Source organism: Sinorhizobium fredii USDA 257, from assembly GCF_000265205.3.
In the GTDB taxonomy this organism is placed as follows: Bacteria; Pseudomonadota; Alphaproteobacteria; order Rhizobiales; family Rhizobiaceae; genus Sinorhizobium; species Sinorhizobium fredii_B.
Map to the genome: position 1 here is coordinate 3783291 of NC_018000.1, position 16396 is coordinate 3799686.

Consider the following 16396-nt stretch of genomic DNA (forward strand, 5'->3'; position numbering starts at 1 on the left):
ATCCCCACTCTCCGTGCGTGGCCCGGCTTCTCTCACGGACACGCATCAAGTCTCAGTTCCGAAACAGTTCTCAGAACAGACAACTTTGCTCTCGCGGCGAGAAATTACCCCGCCACGGGAAGGTCAGGCCAAGTAGAGGGTTATGGTGCCGCAAATGATTGCGAAGCATAACCCCGTTTCAACTATGGCGCGGAAATTAGTGGACACCGCGCAATTTGTAAACCGGCGCTAACCAATTCCGACTTCACAAAACATATACGAAGGCCGGCGCGCTGGCCGGGCCTGAAAACCTCTGGATCGTTCAGTTGCTGCTGCTGATCTTCGAGTCCGGTCCCGCGCGCCGTGCCGCACCGGCCTACAGCGCCGCGCGTTCACACGCACCAAGTTCGCTGTACCACTGTAAAGTGCCGCAACGTCTTGCCCTTGGGGCGGTCCCCGATCGAGGCAATCATGCGGTACCGGTCGCACCCCCGCACCTTGGGCGCTCCGGATTGTGCGGGGCTTACCAGCTGCCGGTATTGCCCATCGACGCCCAGGGTTCCTGTGCCGATAGGTGCTCTCCCTTCTGCAAAATCTCGATCGATATCCCGTCGGGCGAGCGAACGAAGGCCATGTGACCGTCGCGGGGTGGTCGGTTGATCGTCACTCCGTTATCCATCAGACGCTTGCAAAAGGCGTAGATGTCATCGACCTCATAGGCGAGGTGACCAAAATTCCGTCCACCGGTATAGTCCTCGGTGTCCCAGTTGTAAGTGAGTTCCAGACAGGGCGACACCTCTGCCTTGGCGCGGTCGAGGTCGCCGGGTGCGGCGAGGAAGACGAGCGTGAAGCGGCCTTTCTCGTTCTCGTATCGGCGAATTTCCTGGAGCCCGAACAGCGTTGAGTAGAAATGGAGAGCTTGGTCGAGGTCCTTTACACGAACCATCGTGTGCAGATAGCGCATTGGATTGTCCCTGTTTTGCCGAAGATGGCGTATACTTAAGGGACAGCAAGCCAGAGGCAAGCCTGCGGCCCCATAAATGACCTCGGCCAATTTACGTCGAGGGACTTGCGCATGCGCAGCGGGACGATGTTATTCTGGTCCATAAGAATCAGTTAACCGTATCGAGAGTTGCGCGTAACGAGGGGCTGGGAGAATGGCGGACAGAACATCTTCAAAAGGTGTCATCGAGAATGACGGCCTTGGCAATGACGCTCTCGATCTCATCGAGATCACCGGCGTCATCAAATGGTTCGACGTCGCCAAGGGGTTCGGTTTCATCGTTCCCGACAATGGCATGCAGGACATCTTGCTGCACGTCACCTGCCTGAGGCGCGACGGCTACCAGACCGTGCTCGAGGGCGCCCGAGTCGTGGCGCTCGTGCAAAAGCGCGAGCGCGGTTACCAGGCCTTTCGTATTCTCTCCATGGATCAGTCGACGGCGGTTCATCCCTCGCAGCTCCCGCCGGTACGCACCCATGTCCAGGTGACGCCGACGAGCGGCCTGGAGCGGGTCCTGGTCAAGTGGTTCAACCGCACCAAGGGTTTCGGCTTCCTGACGCGCGGCGAAGGCACCGAGGACATCTTCGTGCATATGGAGACCCTCCGCCGTTTCGGTCTGACGGAACTGCGCCCGGGCCAAGTTGTGCTGTGCCGCTTCGGTGACGGAGAGAAGGGTTTGATGGCTGCGGAAATTCATCCGGACGGCCCGACACCGACCAACCGGTCGCACTGATGCACACGCTTCGCGACTTCCTTGCAAGAAGCGCCATTTCGGCGCTTTTTTTGTTGTCGGTGCTCGTCTCGTCGCTCGCCGCCGATGTCTCCTTCGATAGAGACAAGATCCGGCTTTTCACCAGTGGAGGGCGGGCCCACGACCTCACCGTCGAACTGGCGATCGAACCGGACCAGCGCGAACAGGGCCTGATGCACCGGCGGCGGATGGCGCCGGACCACGGCATGCTGTTCGATTTCGGCGAGACGCGGCGGGTGATGATGTGGATGAGGAACACATATCTGCCGCTCGACATGCTCTTTATCGCCGAAGACGGCACCGTCCGGACCATTCATGAGAACGCCGTCCCCCTGTCGGATGCGATCATCGATTCGAAAGAGCCGGTCGCCTTCGTGCTCGAGCTCAACGCCGGAACGGTGAAACGGCTCGGGATCAGGCCCGGCGACCGGATCGCCGGCGCACGCATTCCGGTCAACGAGCGCTGAGTCCATCGTACGGCCGGCACGACCAAATTTGCTGTTGCAGGTGGAAGGCGAAGCGTGTATCTCCGCCTTCGTCGGTTCGGAGTGTAGCGCAGTCTGGTAGCGCATCTGGTTTGGGACCAGAGGGTCGGGAGTTCGAATCTCTCCACTCCGACCACTTAAATCTTTGATTTTGCTATCCAGTTGAAGATAGCGGGCAGCCGAGGCCCGGCGCCTGCGAGAGCTGCAAATTGTCGCGGCCTGTCGCCACGAGTACCCGCGGCACACGCTTGAAAAAGCTGTATTTTCCTGTCGGAAGTCATTCCGTTTTAAATCATTCTGCGCTAAGGGAAGACGAGGCATGGGGCAGACATTGCCCCGCAGGGCATGGGTCTCGGGAGATTGCACGCGATCCAGGGACAAAATCATGCTCAAAGTCCAAGACACGACAGCGACTTCGCGCATCCGGTGATGCGTCGGGGTCGAGATGGAGAGACGGGAAAGCAATGTCCGCGAAGATCTATCGTCCCGCGAAGACAGCGATGCAGTCCGGCAAGGCCAAGACGAATCTGTGGGTGCTGGAGTTCGATCAGGAAAAGCCGCGTACCATCGACCCGATCATGGGTTATACGAGCTCCGGCGACATGCGGCAGCAGTTGCGGCTGACCTTCGAGACCGCCGAGCAGGCGATCGCCTATGCCGAACGCAACGGCATCGAATACCGCGTCATCGCGCCCAAGGACGCGACGCGCAAGAATGTGTCCTATTCGGACAATTTCCGTTTCAATCGGATGCAGCCCTGGACCCACTGAGGTCCGCGGCAGGCCGGGCCACCGGTCCGACGGCCCCTTAGCTCAGCTGGATAGAGCACCTGCCTTCTAAGCAGGTTGTCGCAGGTTCGAGTCCTGCAGGGGTCGCCAAAAAATTCAATTACTTAACTGATGATTTCGCGGAGCCGCGATTCCGGTGAGGTCTTATTGTGGTCGCATCCGCAGCCGACTGGGCCTGATTGTAATCCAAGCCTTGCTGACGATGGAAACGTGCGCGAGTTTGGCGACGAGCATCGGTTTGGCAGATCAATCCTTCCCAGTCCAGTGCAGCCGGATCCACTCGTGCGCTTGAGGTCTAGGCCAGCCGATCCGCGTGCCGTATATCGATCGGGCCTTCGGAAAAAATCCCGTCCTGCGCAACCCGCAGCATGAGAGCGGGGTCGCAATCGCAGTGCGTCTCGCCGATACCGGGATTATCAGGAAGCCTATCTGAACGAAATCCTCTCGCGTGCAGTGTAGGTTGTGGTGGCCAAGCAATTTGCCTAGCCGGGCTCGTAGCCGCCTCTCTGCACATTCTCAATGGACTTGCGAATCCAACCCTGCCGCGACTGATCTGAACCGGAAAGAGTGACCCAGCACTGTCGTTGGCGTCCGGCGCACGAATGGGTCGGTTGAGCCAAGATGGACATCGCTCAGCTAAGGGCATTTGCGGGAAGGGACGGAATTCCTACGCCAAGACCGCCGCCTTGGCCAACTCCGCCATTGCCCGTGTTGCCGATCGGAGCCGTTCATCACGGTGCTGATCCCAGAGCGGTCGCTGACCGTTACTCGCGTCGACGAGACAAAGGTGGCCGCCGCGGAGGCCGCGGCCGACCGAAGCCTATCAAAGACACCCGCGGGTCTAGGAGTTCGCAGTTCTCCTTAGATGCTGTTGAAAGAACAACTTGAAATCTCGAAAACTATCGAAGCCAAGGGCGGTAGCAAGCCGTGTGACCGTGGTGGGAGAGACAGAGCAAGCAACAGCGATCAAACGCGCGCTGCCGAAGGCGACAACCTCTGGCCGTTCGAGGGCCAGACGAGCGACCTGCTCGAGCTGTTTCGGAAGTTTAAGGGCCCTGGAAGCGAACATGCCTTTAAGCTCCGTGACGTTGGTCGGAGGTTTCGACGCTAGGCTCATTTTTATGACCGCCTCCATTTCTCGCCCTTTTACTTCAGCGCGACGGCTGCCTTCTGTGAAACGGACTCGATGCAGGCAAGCGCGATGCTCAGCGCATTGCGCGCATCAATGCCGGTCGGTCCTTCGGTAATCTCGCCGCGACGAACGGCGGTTACGAAGGACGCGAGCTGCGCTGTGTAACCGTGGACGAAGTGGTCGGTGTCGCGACGCCAGGTCTCGTTTGACACACCGTTCTTATCGAACAGCGTCATGCTGGAGCGGCGCACATCGCCCATGGTCACCATGCCGCCGGAGCCGAAGACCTCGCCGCGGATGTCGTAGCCGTACATCGCGCAAAAATTCGCTTCGGCGACAGCGATCGATCGGTTGTCAAAACGGATCGTGACGACCGCCGTGTCGTGGAAGCCCTTATCCGCAAAATCCGGGCGAACGAGCGCGTCGGCAACGGCCGTAACCTCGACCGGCTTGGCGTTCGGGTTCAGCCAAAGCAGCGTGTCGAAATCGTGGATCAGCGTTTCGTAGAAGATCGTCCACTGCGGAATCCTAGCGGGGTCGGCACCAAACGGACCGGGGTCGCGGGTGAGCGAGCGGAGCAATTGGGGGGCGCCGATCTTTCCGCCATCGATCGCAGCACGTCCTTCCGAGAAGGCCTGATCCCAGCGGCGGTTGAAGCCGACCTGAAGCGGAACGCCGGCAGAGCGCGCCGCCGCGATCGCCCGGTCGGCATCCTCCAGGGTCAACGCCATGGGCTTCTCGCAAAAGATCGCCTTGCCGGCTTCGGCGGCCTGCACGAGGATGTTCGTGTGAAACCGCGCCGGCGTGGCGATGATCACGGCATCGAGACCCGGATGGGCGAGGAGATCCGCGACGTCGGTGTACGAGCTTTCGACGTCGAGCTTGCCAGCGAGGCTAGCCGCGGCCCCTGGCGCGGGATCGGCGATGGCGACGAGCTCGGCGTCGACGACGCGGCGTGCGACGGTCTCACCGTGAAAGGAACCGATGCGGCCGGCACCGATGAGACCGACATTGACGGGTTTGTTCTTGGGCATTGAATTGATCCTGCTGGCTGAAAAAGTCAGATGGTGAATGCGTTACGGAACGCTTCGAGCGCCGCTTCGGGGTCTCCAGCGGCCCAGGCTTCCATGCCGATCGGGCCGGAATAGCCCATGGCATTCAGCGCCCTGGCGACGCCGTTCCAGTTGACCTCGCCGGTACCGGGTTCACAGCGGCCAGGGACGTCAGCCACCTGGATCTCGCCGATCCAAGGCAGGCACTTACGGCAGAGTTCGATCAGGTTCCCCTCGCCGATCTGGGCATGATAGAGATCGAGATTGAGGCGAAGCCGCGGATCGTCGACGCTCGAGACCAGTGTCAGCGTGTCCTCGGCGCGGCCGAAGGGCACGCCGGGGTGGTCGACCGGCAGGTTGAGGTTTTCGAGCGTGAAGGTGACGCCTTCTTCTTCAGCCATCTCCACGATGCGGCAGAGAGTATCGCGCGCCTTCAGCCACATCGCGCCCGTGACGACTTCGACAGGCTGGACCGGCAGTCCGCGGTCTCCGAGGCCCGTGCCATGCAGGTTGAGCCGCTGTACGCCGAGCCGTTTTCCAACCTGCGCGGTCTCGCGCGCCGTCTTGAGGAGCTCTGCTGCACCGTCGTCATCTGTCAGACGGCCGGTCAGATAGCCGTTCATGATCGTGAAGGTCGCGCCGGTCGCTTCCAGTTTCTTGACATCGTGCTCCGGCCAGTTCCAGAGACCAACGCCGAAACCCATTTCCTTGAGGCGCGAGGCGCGCCACTCGATCGGCTTGTCGCGCCAGAGCATTTCCGCGCAGGCTGCGAGGGGGAAGGGAGAAGTCTTCGATACAGTCATTGGCGTTTCCGTATTTTGGGTATGACGATGGGTGGCGCGGCGCAGAAGCGCCGCACCGAAGAGGCATGCGATCAGGATTCGATCAGATCGTTCCGCCGAGCTCTTCCGACAAAGACTGCAGCTCCTTGCCGCCGGCCATCAGGTTCTGCAGTTCGTCGATAGCGATCTCGTTCTTGGCATAGGTTCCAAGCGTCTTGCCGCGGTTGAGCACCGTGAAGCGGTTGCCAACGGCATAGGCGTGACGAACGTTGTGGGTGATGAAGATCACGCCTAGGCCCTTGGCCCGGACCTGGTTGATATACTTCAGCACCATCGACGTCTGGGCTACGCCCAGCGCGGATGTCGGTTCGTCGAGGATCAGCACCTTGGCGCCGAAATAGACCGCTCTGGCGATCGCCACGCATTGCCGTTCGCCGCCTGATAGCGTGCCAACGGCCTGCTGCGGGTCGCGCACATCGATGCCGATCTTGTGCATCTCGTCGCGCGTCACGTTGTCAGCCTCGTCCATGTCCATGCGCTTGAAGGGGCCGAAGCCGATCAAGGGTTCGCGACCCATGAAGAAGTTGCGGGTCACGGACATCAGCGGGATCATCGCAAGGTCCTGATAGACCGTGGCAATGCCGGCATCGAGGGCGTCGCGCGGGCCGGAGAACAACCGAGGCTGCCCCTCGACGAGGAACTCGCCCGAGGTCGGCTTATGCACCCCAGCAAGCGTGTTGATCAGCGTCGATTTGCCCGCACCATTGTCGCCGAGCAGGCATAGAACCTCGTTCCGATACACGTTCATTGACACGCCGTTGAGAGCAATGACGGAGCCGAAATGCTTGACGAGATTCCTGACCTCGACGAGGGGCGTCTGAGATGTGCTCATCAGCGTTCTCCCGTGACGCGTTTGCGGATGACGTTGTTGAAGACGACGGCGGTCAGCAGCATGCCGCCGAGGAAAACAAGGTACCAATCCTGGTCGATCGACGTGTAGGTCAGGCCAATCAGCACCATACCGAACACGATCGATCCGAAGAAAGCGCCGATGGCGGAGCCGTAGCCGCCGGTTAGCAGGCAGCCGCCGATGACAGCCGCGATGATCGCCTCGAACTCTTTCTGAAAGCCGCGGCGGGCGTCCGTCGAACCGGCGTCGAGCACGGTCAGGATGGCGACCAGCGTGGCGCAAAGGGCGGTGATGACGAACAGCGTGGTCTTGACCCTCGCCACCGGCACGCCCGACTTGCGCGCCGCACGTGGATCACCACCGGACGCAAAGATCCAGTTGCCGAAATGTGTTCTCAACAGAACCCAGGTGGCAAGGAGTGCGATGGCGATGAACCACAGGATCTCGACCGGAATACCCGGCACCCTCGGGGTGCCGTTCGGAAAGGTGTCGATGATGCCGGCTTGCGCAAGCCAGGTGAACAGTCCGGGGAAGGCATCTCCGGAGAACAGGGGGGCCAACGGGCTGCCGGCCACTGCTTCCTTCATGCCGCGAAGCTGGGTCGCGCCACCACTTGCCCATTTCAGGCCGACCAGCGTCAGGCCGCGCAGGATGAAGAGGAAGGCCAGCGTCACGATGAAGGAAGGAAGGCCGGTGCGCATGGTGAGCTGCGCGTTGGTGACACCGATGAATACGGCAAACCCGAGCGCCACGAGAATGGCGACGCTGAGCGGCATCTGCCAGACGACGAGCGCCGTGCCGAAGACGAGACCGGCAAAGGCGACCATGGAGCCGATCGAAAGGTCGAATTCGCCGCCGATCATCAAGAGGGCCGCGCCGATGGCGAGAATGCCGAGTTGGGCAGCCGGTGCCATAAAGTTCATCACACCCGCCAACGTGAACATGGCGGGATTAGCGGTGAGGACGAAGAAGATGGTCACGAGCACCAGACCGGCTACAGCGCCGAGCTCGGGACGCCGTAGAATTGCGGTCAATGTCGAAACCTTTTTCAGCCGCTCATCGGGTCCGACTGCAGACCCGTTCTGTTCGTTGGCTAGCGTCATGGTCCGTTCCTTAGATGTCGGTCGTTGTCCGTGCGCGCGACGACCGCCTGCGAACTGAAGTCTCGCGTCGACGGAATGCGCGGGCGCCAGGGGCAGCCCCCGCCAAGACGGGGGCTGCCAGGCTCCGCCTTAGCGGATGCCCTGGGAGGATTTCTCGATCACTTGCGCGGCCGTCTCGGTGGTGACGAAACTGGGGCCAGAAGCCACATTGCCGGCCGGGACCGTGCCGTAACGCGCATTGAGCGCCAGGAAAGTCACCGGCAGATATCCCTGCAAGTATGGCTGCTGATCGACCGCGAACAGCGCCTTGCCGTCGGCTACAGACTGAAGGAAGCTCGCCGAAAGGTCATAGGAGGCGACCTTCACCTTGTCGCCGGCACCCATCTTCTCCACGACCGCCACTGCCCGTTCGCCGACAAGCGGAGCCGAAAGGCCGAGCACTACATCGATCGAAGGATCGGACGTGAGCGCCGCCTGGATCTTCGATTCGATCTCGGCGGGATCGGAGGTCGTCGGCAGCACCGTGACCTTGCCACCCTCGAAGCCCTGCTCCGTGCCGGCACAACGCTGGTCGAGCGCGGCGTTGCCAACTTCCTGGTTGACGCAGAGGACGTGCTTGAGGCCGAGCGACTTCAGCTTCTCGCCGACCTTGACACCAGCCGGCGTCTCATCCTGGCCGACATGCAGCTTGATGCCGAGCTTTTCGGCGGCGGAGATGCCGGAGTTCATCGATATGACCGGAATGCCGGCGGCGACGGCCTTCTCGATCGCCGGGCCGAGCGCGTCCGGATCCGGGTTGGAAATCACGATGCCCGCGGGATTCTGGTTGACGGCAGCTTCGATGAGCTGAGCCATGGCCACCATGTCGAAGGTCTCCGGCGCGCGGTAGTCGACCTGGACGTTGCTGTCCTTGCCGGCTTGCATGATGCCGTTCTTCACGATCGACCAGAACGGGTCGGATGCCTGCCCATGCGTCACGGCGATGATGGTGGGCTCCTGAGCTTTCGCGCTCACGGCCGCCGAGGTGGCGACGCCGAATGCGACAGCGCCGAATGCGAGCTTCTTCAAGAGAGATTTCATTTGCTCCTCCTCAATTCGCCCTCCACTCCACAGGAAGGCGAGAAAAACGAATGCTACCGGGTGCATGTCGGTTTGCTACCGGGTGCAAACAGGTGCATATTATCCTCGGATGCAGTAAAAGCAAGAATTCATTTCATCTGAATCAAAAATGGAATGTCCATTCCATTTGCAGGAGGCTCTATGCGCAAGCGAGCGACAGCGAGGGAAGTAGCGGATGCCGCAGGTGTCTCGAAGTGGACGGTCATACGGGCCTTCACTCCGGGCGCATCGATCGCGGAGGAAAGCAAACGCAAAGTCCTCGAGGCGGCCGCGGCGCTCAACTACACTCCGAACCTGCTTGCCCGCAGCCTCGCGACCAACTCCACCCATCAGGTGGCAGTGTTCGTCGATGATTTCGCCAATCCTCAGAAGTTGCCGTTCCTGGAGACATTGACCGAACGACTGCAGGCCGAAGGCCTCGTCGCCATGCTGATCAATATCAACACGCACTTCGACCATGTGCACGCACTGCTTCACGCAGACCAGCGCCAGGTCGATGCCGTCATCCTGTTTGGGACGGCATTTCGCAGCGAGACACTTAGCGATTTGCAATTGGGCCGGGGGACGCCACCCATGTTCGTGCTGGCGAGAGACAGCCAGATCGAAGGCGTGCCGGCAGTCACATGCGATGCCGAACTGGCGCTATGCGAGATCGTCGATCATCTCTTCGAAAGAGGATACCGGCGGCCCGGCTTCATGACGGGTGCGACAGTCCTATCGACGGCACTCAGACGTCGGCAACACTTCGTCGATTTCTGGAAGGAGAAGGGTGTGGATGACGTCGCGGTGTTCTCGGCTGAGAAATACAGCGCCGAGGCCGGGGCCGAAGCCGTCCTCAGCTATCTCAAGCAGACCGACCCCGTGGACCGAGTCGACGTCCTTATGTGCGAAAACGACATCCTGGCGCTCGGAGCGATGGATGAAATCCGCGGCCGTTTCGGTTTGCGGGTCCCGGAAGACATAGCCGTCGTCGGCTTCGACAACTACGAGCTCTGCGGATCGTCCGCCTACAGCCTCACAACATACGAGCAGCCGCGGCAGGAAATGGTTCAGATAATCGTTGGAATGATCACGGGACGGCTGGAGCCGGAGACCGTGACACTGCCGGGCACCCTTGTCGTGCGCAATTCCACATGAGCCGCCGTCATTAGCGAGACCATCCTCTAACATAGGGAGGTGGCGCACCAGACTGTCGTCGCTGCGCCTTGTTCCACTGTTTTCAGGTCCCTTGCCGGGTCGATTACGGGGGACCCGTCCGGCGCGACTGCACCGAAGGCTTCGAGTTCGAACTGGGTCAGGTTACGAACCCCTGGTGTCACTATCATACCGGGGCGTACGGGTCGTATGCGACCGGACCACCTAGCGTGATATAGTTCTTCCATCGCATGAACCGCGGGAGGGGTGAATGCGCGCAGGAGCGTCATTTGTTGTTGTGCAGGTGTTGCTGCTCTCGCCCGTTGCGGCGACCGAGCCGGTCGTTTTTCATACCGCGCATTTTAGTGATGATACGGTCGTCAGTCTCTCCCTGGTAGGCAGCCAACTCGCCTCGAAGATGGGCTACGATTACGACGTTCTCATTTCGCTGTCGCAGATGCATTCCAAAAACGGTGCTGTGTACAGCGATCCGGGAAAACATCGAGCGTTGGTGAAGTGTGCCGATCCCGCCAAGGTCTCCGTCAGGGGAGTCGACTATCCGATACCTGCGTCGCAGGACGGAAGCTCGGATTGGAAGGACGATCTCTGGAAGGCGGTGTGCACACCTCCGGTCTCGTAGCGCTGATCCGCGATCCGGTGCTGTTCTCAGCCAATATTAAGACATCGATTGGAACGCGCCTGCCAGGTAACTGGGCCGAACTCTGCAGCTGCCAATTTGCGGGCGGGGCTGGGCCCTTCAGTTGCGCTATAAGGTCGGAGGAGACTGACAGGGGAGTAGAGAGCGTTTTTGCGAGGGCCTCGAGCCGTTGTGCCACGTTCACGGCATCGCCGATCACCGTAAACTCGCTGTGGCAGCCGCTGTCGAGGACGCCGCAGACGACCGTGCCGGAGTACAAGCCAATGGCAGCATCGAGGGCAGGGTACCCGTTCAAGAAATTGTGGTTCATCCCGTCTTAAGCGCATCGACCAGGTCGAGAGCGCAAGGTTTCGGTCGTCCGAACACTGCCATGACTCCGTCGCCAATGAACTTGTCGACCGTTCGTGTTCAAAGATTGTCTGGGAAACCAACCGGCGGTACTCCGCAAGCACTAACGCCAGTTCCTGGCGGGCGCTGTTTCGGCAGAACTGGTGAAATCGCGCAGATCGACGAACATGATCGCTGCGTTGTGTCGCTCCAGGCCAAGCGTCTCACCCCGTTCCTGTAGTTCCGAGACAATAAACGGCGAGAAGAATCGAGAGAGATTGAGACGCCGTTGATCCGCCTTCAGGGCCCCCCTGCGCGTGCGGTCGTGATCCTGCGAGGACGATGCCTGAAAAGACGAGCACCAGAAGACGGTCGAGCTTGAGGCCGATATGGACGAGCAGGAGGAAGTCAGGAGGGTATCCAGGATGACGAACAGCGTCTTGAGCCAAGAGCGTCCCGGCAGCAAGCGTACGGTCACGACGGAAGCGACGCTGATGAGGAAATAGCTGACCACCACGAAAGGTGCGTCCCTTCGGCCCCCTCGCTGCCGCCTAGCAGGAGGTTGGCGAGCAGGATCGCGAAGGCGACGAAGCGCAGGAGGATTGCACGGAATTCCCTTGCGGCATCCCATTCAGGGTGAAGCGACGACGTCATGTCCGACAACGTGAGTTCGGGTTCTTTCCGGTTCACACCGGGTAAGTAAAGGACGCGGCCGAGTGATCGTCCGCGTCCTGGCCTTCTTACTTGACCTCGGTCACGGTCAACTTGCCGTTGACGCGCTCGGCGACAAATTCGATATTCGAGCCTTCCTTCAGCTTCTCCAGGATGGCGTCGTCCTGGACGCGGAACACCATGGTCATCGCGGGCATGTCGAGGGACTTCAGTTCCTCGTGGATCAGCGTGACCTTCTTGGCCTTGGCGTCGATCTTCTTGACCGTGCCCTTGGTGAACTCGGCGGCGAGAGCGCCGTAGGCGGTACCGAGGGCGAGAGCGGAGGCGAGGGCGAGTTTGATCAGCGTTTTCATGTCAGGCTCCTTTCGAATTACTTTCCGGCGACGGTGACGTCGCCGTGCATGCCGGCGTCGTAGTGCCCGGGCACGAGGCAGGCGATCTTGAACGTGCCGTCGTTGGTGAACTTCCAGATGATCTCGCCGGACTCCCCTGCGGCGAGACGGATGGCGTTCGGGTCGTCGTGCTCCATCTCCGGGAATTTCTCCATCACCGCCTTGTGCTCCATGATCTTGTCCTCCTGGTCGAGCACAAACTCGTGGTCGAGCTCGCCTGCGTTCCTGATCGCGAAGCGGACGGTCTGGCCCTTGCGGACCTTGAAGGTCGACGGCGTGAAGATCATCTTGCCGTCGTCCGTCTCCTTCATCGTGACCTGAATCGTCTGGGTGGCGGCGGCTTTCTTGCCGGGTTCGCCGACGGCCATGGCCTCGCCGTGCCCGCCCGCGTGATTGCCACCGGCGAGCGCCGGCGTGGCGAGCGCGGCGACGAGAACTCCGAAGAGCGCAGCTTTCATGGTGTGTTCCTTTGGTTGGTTAAACATCGGCATGCGGGATCAGCCGTGGTTCTTATGGTTCGGCATGATCTGGGTCTTGGCGTCCTTGGCTTTCGGCGCGTCGGGAACCTCGCCCGTCCACTCCCAGGCCTGGGTTCCGGGCGGGTTTTCGTACCAGCCGGGATCGGCGTAATCGCCCGCGGAGATGCCCTCGCGCACCTTGACGACCGAGAACATGCCGCCCATCTCGATTGGGCCGTGCGGACCCCAGCCGGTCATCATCGGGATGGTGTTCTCGGGGATTTCCATCTCCATCTCGCCCATGTCGGCCATGCCCTTGGTGCCCATCGGCATGTATTCCGGGCGAAGTTTCTTGATCTTTTCAGCGACCTTCGATTTGTCGACGCCGATAAACGTCGGGATGTCGTGCCCCATGGCGTTCATCGTGTGGTGCGACTTGTGGCAATGAATCGCCCAGTCGCCCTCGTACTTGGCGTCGAACTCGTAGGCCCGCATCGCCCCGACCGGGATGTCGATGCTGACCTCCGGCCAGCGCGCTTCTGGGCGCACCCAGCCGCCGTCGGTGCAGGTGACCTCGAAGTCGTAGCCGTGCATGTGGATCGGGTGGTTGGTCATCGTCAGGTTGCCGACCCGCACCCGCACACGGTCATTCTTGGAGACGACGAGCGGGCTGATGTCCGGAAACACACGGCTGTTCCAGCACCACATGTTGAAGTCGGTCATCTCCATGACGCGCGGCACATAGGAACCGGGATCGATGTCGTAGGCGTTGAGCAGGAAGACGAAGTCGCGGTCGACCGGCATGAACTTCGGGTCTTTGGGGTGGATCACGAAGAAGCCCATCATCCCCATCGCCATCTGCACCATTTCGTCGGAATGCGGGTGGTACATGAAGGTGCCCGACTTCACGAGGTCGAACTCGTAGACGAAGGTCTTGCCGACCGGGATATGCGGCTGCGACAGGCCGCCAACGCCGTCCATGCCGGAGGGAAGAATCATGCCGTGCCAGTGGATGGTCGTGTGCTCGGGGAGCTTGTTGGTGACGAAGATGCGCACCCGGTCACCTTCGACCGCCTCGATCGTCGGGCCCGGCGACTGGCCGTTATAGCCCCAGAGATAGGCGGTCATGCCCTCCGCCATCTCGCGCTCCACCGGCTCGGCGACCAGGTGGAACTCCTTGACGCCGTTATTCATCCGGTAAGGCAGGGTCCAGCCGTTGAGCGTGACGACCGGATTGTAGTCGGGGCCGGAGGTGGGCTTTAGCGGCGGCTGCGTCTCCGCCGTCTCCATCACGGCGGCTTCGGGCAGTCCCATGTTGGACGTCTTCGCCCAGGCGGCGGTCGATACCAGGGCGGCGCTCGCGCCGAGTAGCTGTCTTCTGTTGAACATTGCCTGTTCCTTTCTCAGTGGCCGCCACCACCGCTTTCGGCGGCAGCCGCGATTTCCGTTCCGCCGGCGGCCGCACCCGCGCCGCCGCCGTAGATGGCGGGGACGAGATTGGCCTCGGCCAGCCAGAAGTCGCGCTTGGCGTTGACGGCAAGCAGGTTCGCATTGACCTTCTCGCGGCTGTCGGCAAGCAGCTCGAAGGTGTTGGTGATCATGGCGTTGTAGGTGAGGAGGGATTCCTCCTCGATCTTGGTGCGCAGCGGCACGACGCTGTTTCGGTAGTGGCGGGCAATGTCGTGGTTGGCACGGTACGCCTGGTAGGCCGAGCGCGCTTCGGAGCGGACGTTGACCGCCTTTTCCGCGAGAAGGTTCGCCGCCCGCATATAGGCAAGCTCCGCTTTGCGCATGCGCGCCTTGCCGCTGTCGAAGATCGGGATGACGAATTCGAGTTCTGCCTGGCCGGTTGTCTCGGTTTCGACCTCACCGTCCTCCTTTTCCCGCTCCGTCTCGAACCCGGTGAGGAGTTCGAGGTCGGTGACGTAACGGGTCGCTTCCGTCAGCCTGTAGGACTTGGCGGTCGCCTCGAGGTCGAGCTTCGCCATCTGCAGATCGACGCGGCGCTGGATCGATTCCGCCTCGATCAGGTCACGCTTCATAATTCCCCTAGGCAATTGCGGCAGACGGTTCGGAACCTGATAGTCGATCCCCGAACCCCAGAGCCCCATCAGCCGCGTCAGCTCTTCTTTGGCGAGCCTCGCCTCCAGCCGCGCCTTTGCCGTCTGTCCCGCCAGTTCGGCATAGAACACATGCTCGCGGGCCTGACCTTCTTTCGTCAGCGCGCCGCTCTTGCCGAGTTCCTGTGCAAGTTCCGAGGCCGCATCCGCCGCGGCCTGCGCCTGGTTGAGCTGGCCGACCGTTTCCCAGGCGGCTACCGCATTGATCCAGGCACGGCGTGTATCTGAGGCTAGCTGTAGCGTGCGAAGCGCGGCATTCAACTGCGCCCTTCGGAACTGGGTGTCGGCGATGGCAATATTCCGGTCTCGGGTGGCAAGCGCGAGAATATTGTTGGCGATCATGCCTTCTACGGACCTGAAGGCTTCCAGCCCCGGCGCGCCGATACCGGTGACTCCGAGGGAAACGGTCGGATTGACGAGCATCGTCGATTGCCAGGCGTCGGCGGCCGTGTCACCGAGGTCCGCGTAGGCCGCCTGCAGACCCTTGTTGTTGAGAAGCGCCACCTGGACGGCGGTCTCGACGTCGATGGTCTTCTTCGCCATCAGCGTCTTTACGCGGTCGGAGACGACGCGTGCCTGCTGCTGGTTCTGTATCCAGACCGTCTGCTTGCCTGCGGCCTCGGCGGTCTTGGCCTCGACCGAGGAGAAGCCAGCGTTTTTCGCCGCATACCCCGTGGCTGACACGCAGCCGCCGAGCACGAGCGGCAGGGCGAGGGTCGCAGCGAGTTTGACAGTGGCTCTCATCATGACGCGCCTCCTTCCGGAGTCTGCGCGTCGTTCTGGTTGCGCCACGGCTGGGGATCGACCGGAACGCGGTGGGTGTAGCCCGAAATCGGGCTCGTATATCTGAGGGGGCGGACCTGAGCCTGGGAGGCGGCGAGGTCGCCCGTGGCAATGACATCGGGAGGCAATGTGGCGGCGCATCCGCTCGCGAAAAGCGGCAGGGCGGCCACGAAGAACAATGGTTTCATGGTTTTATCCGAATAGGAATTCTAGCGGCGCTCGAGAGCAACTTACTCGCGAACACTCCTGAGACCCGTGAGAAGAACGGGTGCGTCCTATTCAGATATTTGGGGGACGGTGCAGAGGCGGAAGCTCGCCCGTGGTCCGGGCATCGTCGATGAACTCACGGATGGAGGCTACCCGCGGTCCACCAACAGGGTCGGTTTCCGCAACAATCGCCATGCTGACACAGAATCCCTTGCAGCAGTCGGTCTTCGCAAGCTTCTGCGCACCTTCCGGGGAGGACTTCTGGTCGCCATGCGTATGTCCGCCGCTCGCCATCTCATGATGATGATTGTCGGACTGCGCGATTTCAGGATTGGACCAAGCGCCATGCATGGCGGCAGCCGCCGTCGGCAATGAGTAAACCGTCAGCGACATGACAATCGCCAAGCGGAGCAGAACCAACATCTTTTGCAATGTGATTCGAAACATACCCATGCCCCGAGGACTACCATCGGTCCGTTCAGTTGTCAGCTTCTATCGTCGTTCGTATTCGCGTCTATTATATGGCACTGCAGCAAATCGG

At 61.1% G+C, this 16396-nt stretch carries 18 protein-coding genes, 2 tRNA genes and 1 pseudogene; 7 read left to right on the plus strand and 14 right to left on the minus strand.

Features of this window, described 5'->3' with window-relative positions:
- Positions 1–502: 502 nt before the first annotated feature.
- The gene (gene gloA, locus USDA257_RS17610) at positions 503–943 is read right to left on the minus strand and encodes a lactoylglutathione lyase (protein WP_014764309.1); all 441 of its coding nucleotides are present in this window, start codon (positions 941–943) and stop codon (positions 503–505) included.
- Between the two features lie 193 nt (positions 944–1136).
- Here gloA and USDA257_RS17615 point away from each other — a divergent pair, with 193 nt between their 5' ends.
- The 5 genes from USDA257_RS17615 to USDA257_RS17635 all read left to right on the plus strand — a co-directional run bounded on the left by USDA257_RS17615 (position 1137) and on the right by USDA257_RS17635 (position 3096).
- Positions 1137–1715: a cold-shock protein gene (locus USDA257_RS17615; RefSeq protein WP_014764310.1), complete on the plus strand. Its 579-nt coding sequence runs from the start codon at positions 1137–1139 to the stop codon at positions 1713–1715.
- Positions 1715–2200 carry a DUF192 domain-containing protein gene (locus USDA257_RS17620; RefSeq protein WP_014764311.1) on the plus strand — a complete coding sequence of 162 codons (486 nt, stop codon included), beginning with the start codon at positions 1715–1717 and terminating at the stop codon, positions 2198–2200. Before USDA257_RS17615 ends, USDA257_RS17620 begins: the two co-directional genes overlap by 1 nt.
- Before the next feature lie 77 nt (positions 2201–2277).
- Positions 2278–2354 (plus strand) — tRNA-Pro (locus USDA257_RS17625).
- A gap of 328 nt (positions 2355–2682) precedes the next feature.
- Complete coding sequence (locus USDA257_RS17630) at positions 2683–2988, plus strand: ETC complex I subunit (RefSeq protein WP_041414354.1); 306 nt, start codon at positions 2683–2685, stop codon at positions 2986–2988.
- Between the two features lie 31 nt (positions 2989–3019).
- Positions 3020–3096 (plus strand) — tRNA-Arg (locus tag USDA257_RS17635).
- 751 nt (positions 3097–3847) lie between these two features.
- On the opposite strand, the gene USDA257_RS35555 is transcribed toward USDA257_RS17635, so the two are convergent.
- The 6 genes from USDA257_RS35555 to USDA257_RS17665 all read right to left on the minus strand — a co-directional run bounded on the left by USDA257_RS35555 (position 3848) and on the right by USDA257_RS17665 (position 9065).
- On the minus strand, positions 3848–4141 hold the full coding sequence (locus USDA257_RS35555) for a MurR/RpiR family transcriptional regulator (RefSeq protein ID WP_332908268.1): 294 nt from the start codon (positions 4139–4141) through the stop codon (positions 3848–3850).
- Positions 4142–4152: 11 nt separating this feature from the next.
- Positions 4153–5172: a Gfo/Idh/MocA family oxidoreductase gene (locus tag USDA257_RS17645; protein ID WP_014764312.1), complete on the minus strand. Its 1020-nt coding sequence runs from the start codon at positions 5170–5172 to the stop codon at positions 4153–4155.
- A gap of 26 nt (positions 5173–5198) precedes the next feature.
- The gene (locus tag USDA257_RS17650; RefSeq protein ID WP_014764313.1) at positions 5199–5993 is read right to left on the minus strand and encodes a hydroxypyruvate isomerase family protein; all 795 of its coding nucleotides are present in this window, start codon (positions 5991–5993) and stop codon (positions 5199–5201) included.
- A gap of 82 nt (positions 5994–6075) precedes the next feature.
- The gene (locus tag USDA257_RS17655; RefSeq protein WP_014764314.1) at positions 6076–6864 is read right to left on the minus strand and encodes an ATP-binding cassette domain-containing protein; all 789 of its coding nucleotides are present in this window, start codon (positions 6862–6864) and stop codon (positions 6076–6078) included.
- Entirely contained in the window at positions 6864–7985 is a 1122-nt protein-coding gene (locus USDA257_RS17660) for an ABC transporter permease (RefSeq protein WP_014764315.1), read from the minus strand. The genes USDA257_RS17655 and USDA257_RS17660 overlap by 1 nt, the downstream gene beginning before the upstream one ends.
- A gap of 129 nt (positions 7986–8114) precedes the next feature.
- Positions 8115–9065 carry a sugar ABC transporter substrate-binding protein gene (locus USDA257_RS17665; protein ID WP_014764316.1) on the minus strand — a complete coding sequence of 317 codons (951 nt, stop codon included), beginning with the start codon at positions 9063–9065 and terminating at the stop codon, positions 8115–8117.
- 180 nt (positions 9066–9245) lie between these two features.
- Between USDA257_RS17665 and USDA257_RS17670 the strand changes: the two genes are divergently transcribed.
- Positions 9246–10241: a LacI family DNA-binding transcriptional regulator gene (locus USDA257_RS17670; protein ID WP_014764318.1), complete on the plus strand. Its 996-nt coding sequence runs from the start codon at positions 9246–9248 to the stop codon at positions 10239–10241.
- Between the two features lie 268 nt (positions 10242–10509).
- On the plus strand, positions 10510–10878 hold the full coding sequence (locus USDA257_RS17675; RefSeq protein ID WP_014764319.1) for a hypothetical protein: 369 nt from the start codon (positions 10510–10512) through the stop codon (positions 10876–10878).
- Here USDA257_RS17675 and USDA257_RS17680 read toward each other — a convergent pair.
- The 7 genes and pseudogenes from USDA257_RS17680 to USDA257_RS17710 all read right to left on the minus strand — a co-directional run bounded on the left by USDA257_RS17680 (position 10794) and on the right by USDA257_RS17710 (position 16308).
- Positions 10794–11877: pseudogene (locus tag USDA257_RS17680) on the minus strand (adenylate/guanylate cyclase domain-containing protein). The gene USDA257_RS17675 and the pseudogene USDA257_RS17680 sit on opposite strands and share 85 nt — an antisense overlap.
- An 86-nt stretch (positions 11878–11963) precedes the next feature.
- Positions 11964–12248: a copper-binding protein gene (locus USDA257_RS17685; RefSeq protein WP_014764321.1), complete on the minus strand. Its 285-nt coding sequence runs from the start codon at positions 12246–12248 to the stop codon at positions 11964–11966.
- A 17-nt stretch (positions 12249–12265) separates the two neighbouring features.
- On the minus strand, positions 12266–12745 hold the full coding sequence (locus USDA257_RS17690; protein WP_014764322.1) for a cupredoxin domain-containing protein: 480 nt from the start codon (positions 12743–12745) through the stop codon (positions 12266–12268).
- Positions 12746–12784: 39 nt separating this feature from the next.
- A complete protein-coding gene (locus USDA257_RS17695) occupies positions 12785–14134 on the minus strand; it encodes a multicopper oxidase family protein (RefSeq protein ID WP_014764323.1) in 1350 nt (449 codons plus the stop codon).
- 14 nt (positions 14135–14148) lie between these two features.
- Complete coding sequence (locus USDA257_RS17700) at positions 14149–15612, minus strand: TolC family protein (RefSeq protein WP_014764324.1); 1464 nt, start codon at positions 15610–15612, stop codon at positions 14149–14151.
- Entirely contained in the window at positions 15609–15836 is a 228-nt protein-coding gene (locus USDA257_RS17705) for a hypothetical protein (RefSeq protein ID WP_041414355.1), read from the minus strand. The genes USDA257_RS17700 and USDA257_RS17705 overlap by 4 nt, the downstream gene beginning before the upstream one ends.
- A 91-nt stretch (positions 15837–15927) precedes the next feature.
- Positions 15928–16308: a hypothetical protein gene (locus USDA257_RS17710; protein ID WP_041414356.1), complete on the minus strand. Its 381-nt coding sequence runs from the start codon at positions 16306–16308 to the stop codon at positions 15928–15930.
- Positions 16309–16396 lie beyond the last annotated feature (88 nt).

Coding starts and splice junctions, on each gene's coding strand:
- USDA257_RS17665 (WP_014764316.1), bottom strand. CDS start 9,065: ATGAAATCTCTCTTGAAGAAGCTCGCATTCGGCGCTGTCGCATTCGGC.
- USDA257_RS17670 (WP_014764318.1), top strand. CDS start 9,246: ATGCGCAAGCGAGCGACAGCGAGGGAAGTAGCGGATGCCGCAGGTGTC.
- USDA257_RS17630 (WP_041414354.1), top strand. CDS start 2,683: ATGTCCGCGAAGATCTATCGTCCCGCGAAGACAGCGATGCAGTCCGGC.
- USDA257_RS17710 (WP_041414356.1), bottom strand. CDS start 16,308: ATGGGTATGTTTCGAATCACATTGCAAAAGATGTTGGTTCTGCTCCGC.
- USDA257_RS17620 (WP_014764311.1), top strand. CDS start 1,715: ATGCACACGCTTCGCGACTTCCTTGCAAGAAGCGCCATTTCGGCGCTT.
- USDA257_RS17645 (WP_014764312.1), bottom strand. CDS start 5,172: ATGCCCAAGAACAAACCCGTCAATGTCGGTCTCATCGGTGCCGGCCGC.
- USDA257_RS17615 (WP_014764310.1), top strand. CDS start 1,137: ATGGCGGACAGAACATCTTCAAAAGGTGTCATCGAGAATGACGGCCTT.
- USDA257_RS17655 (WP_014764314.1), bottom strand. CDS start 6,864: ATGAGCACATCTCAGACGCCCCTCGTCGAGGTCAGGAATCTCGTCAAG.
- USDA257_RS17650 (WP_014764313.1), bottom strand. CDS start 5,993: ATGACTGTATCGAAGACTTCTCCCTTCCCCCTCGCAGCCTGCGCGGAA.
- USDA257_RS17675 (WP_014764319.1), top strand. CDS start 10,510: ATGCGCGCAGGAGCGTCATTTGTTGTTGTGCAGGTGTTGCTGCTCTCG.
- USDA257_RS17685 (WP_014764321.1), bottom strand. CDS start 12,248: ATGAAAACGCTGATCAAACTCGCCCTCGCCTCCGCTCTCGCCCTCGGT.
- USDA257_RS17695 (WP_014764323.1), bottom strand. CDS start 14,134: ATGTTCAACAGAAGACAGCTACTCGGCGCGAGCGCCGCCCTGGTATCG.
- gloA (WP_014764309.1), bottom strand. CDS start 943: ATGCGCTATCTGCACACGATGGTTCGTGTAAAGGACCTCGACCAAGCT.
- USDA257_RS17690 (WP_014764322.1), bottom strand. CDS start 12,745: ATGAAAGCTGCGCTCTTCGGAGTTCTCGTCGCCGCGCTCGCCACGCCG.
- USDA257_RS17660 (WP_014764315.1), bottom strand. CDS start 7,985: ATGACGCTAGCCAACGAACAGAACGGGTCTGCAGTCGGACCCGATGAG.
- USDA257_RS35555 (WP_332908268.1), bottom strand. CDS start 4,141: ATGGAGGCGGTCATAAAAATGAGCCTAGCGTCGAAACCTCCGACCAAC.
- USDA257_RS17700 (WP_014764324.1), bottom strand. CDS start 15,612: ATGATGAGAGCCACTGTCAAACTCGCTGCGACCCTCGCCCTGCCGCTC.
- USDA257_RS17705 (WP_041414355.1), bottom strand. CDS start 15,836: ATGAAACCATTGTTCTTCGTGGCCGCCCTGCCGCTTTTCGCGAGCGGA.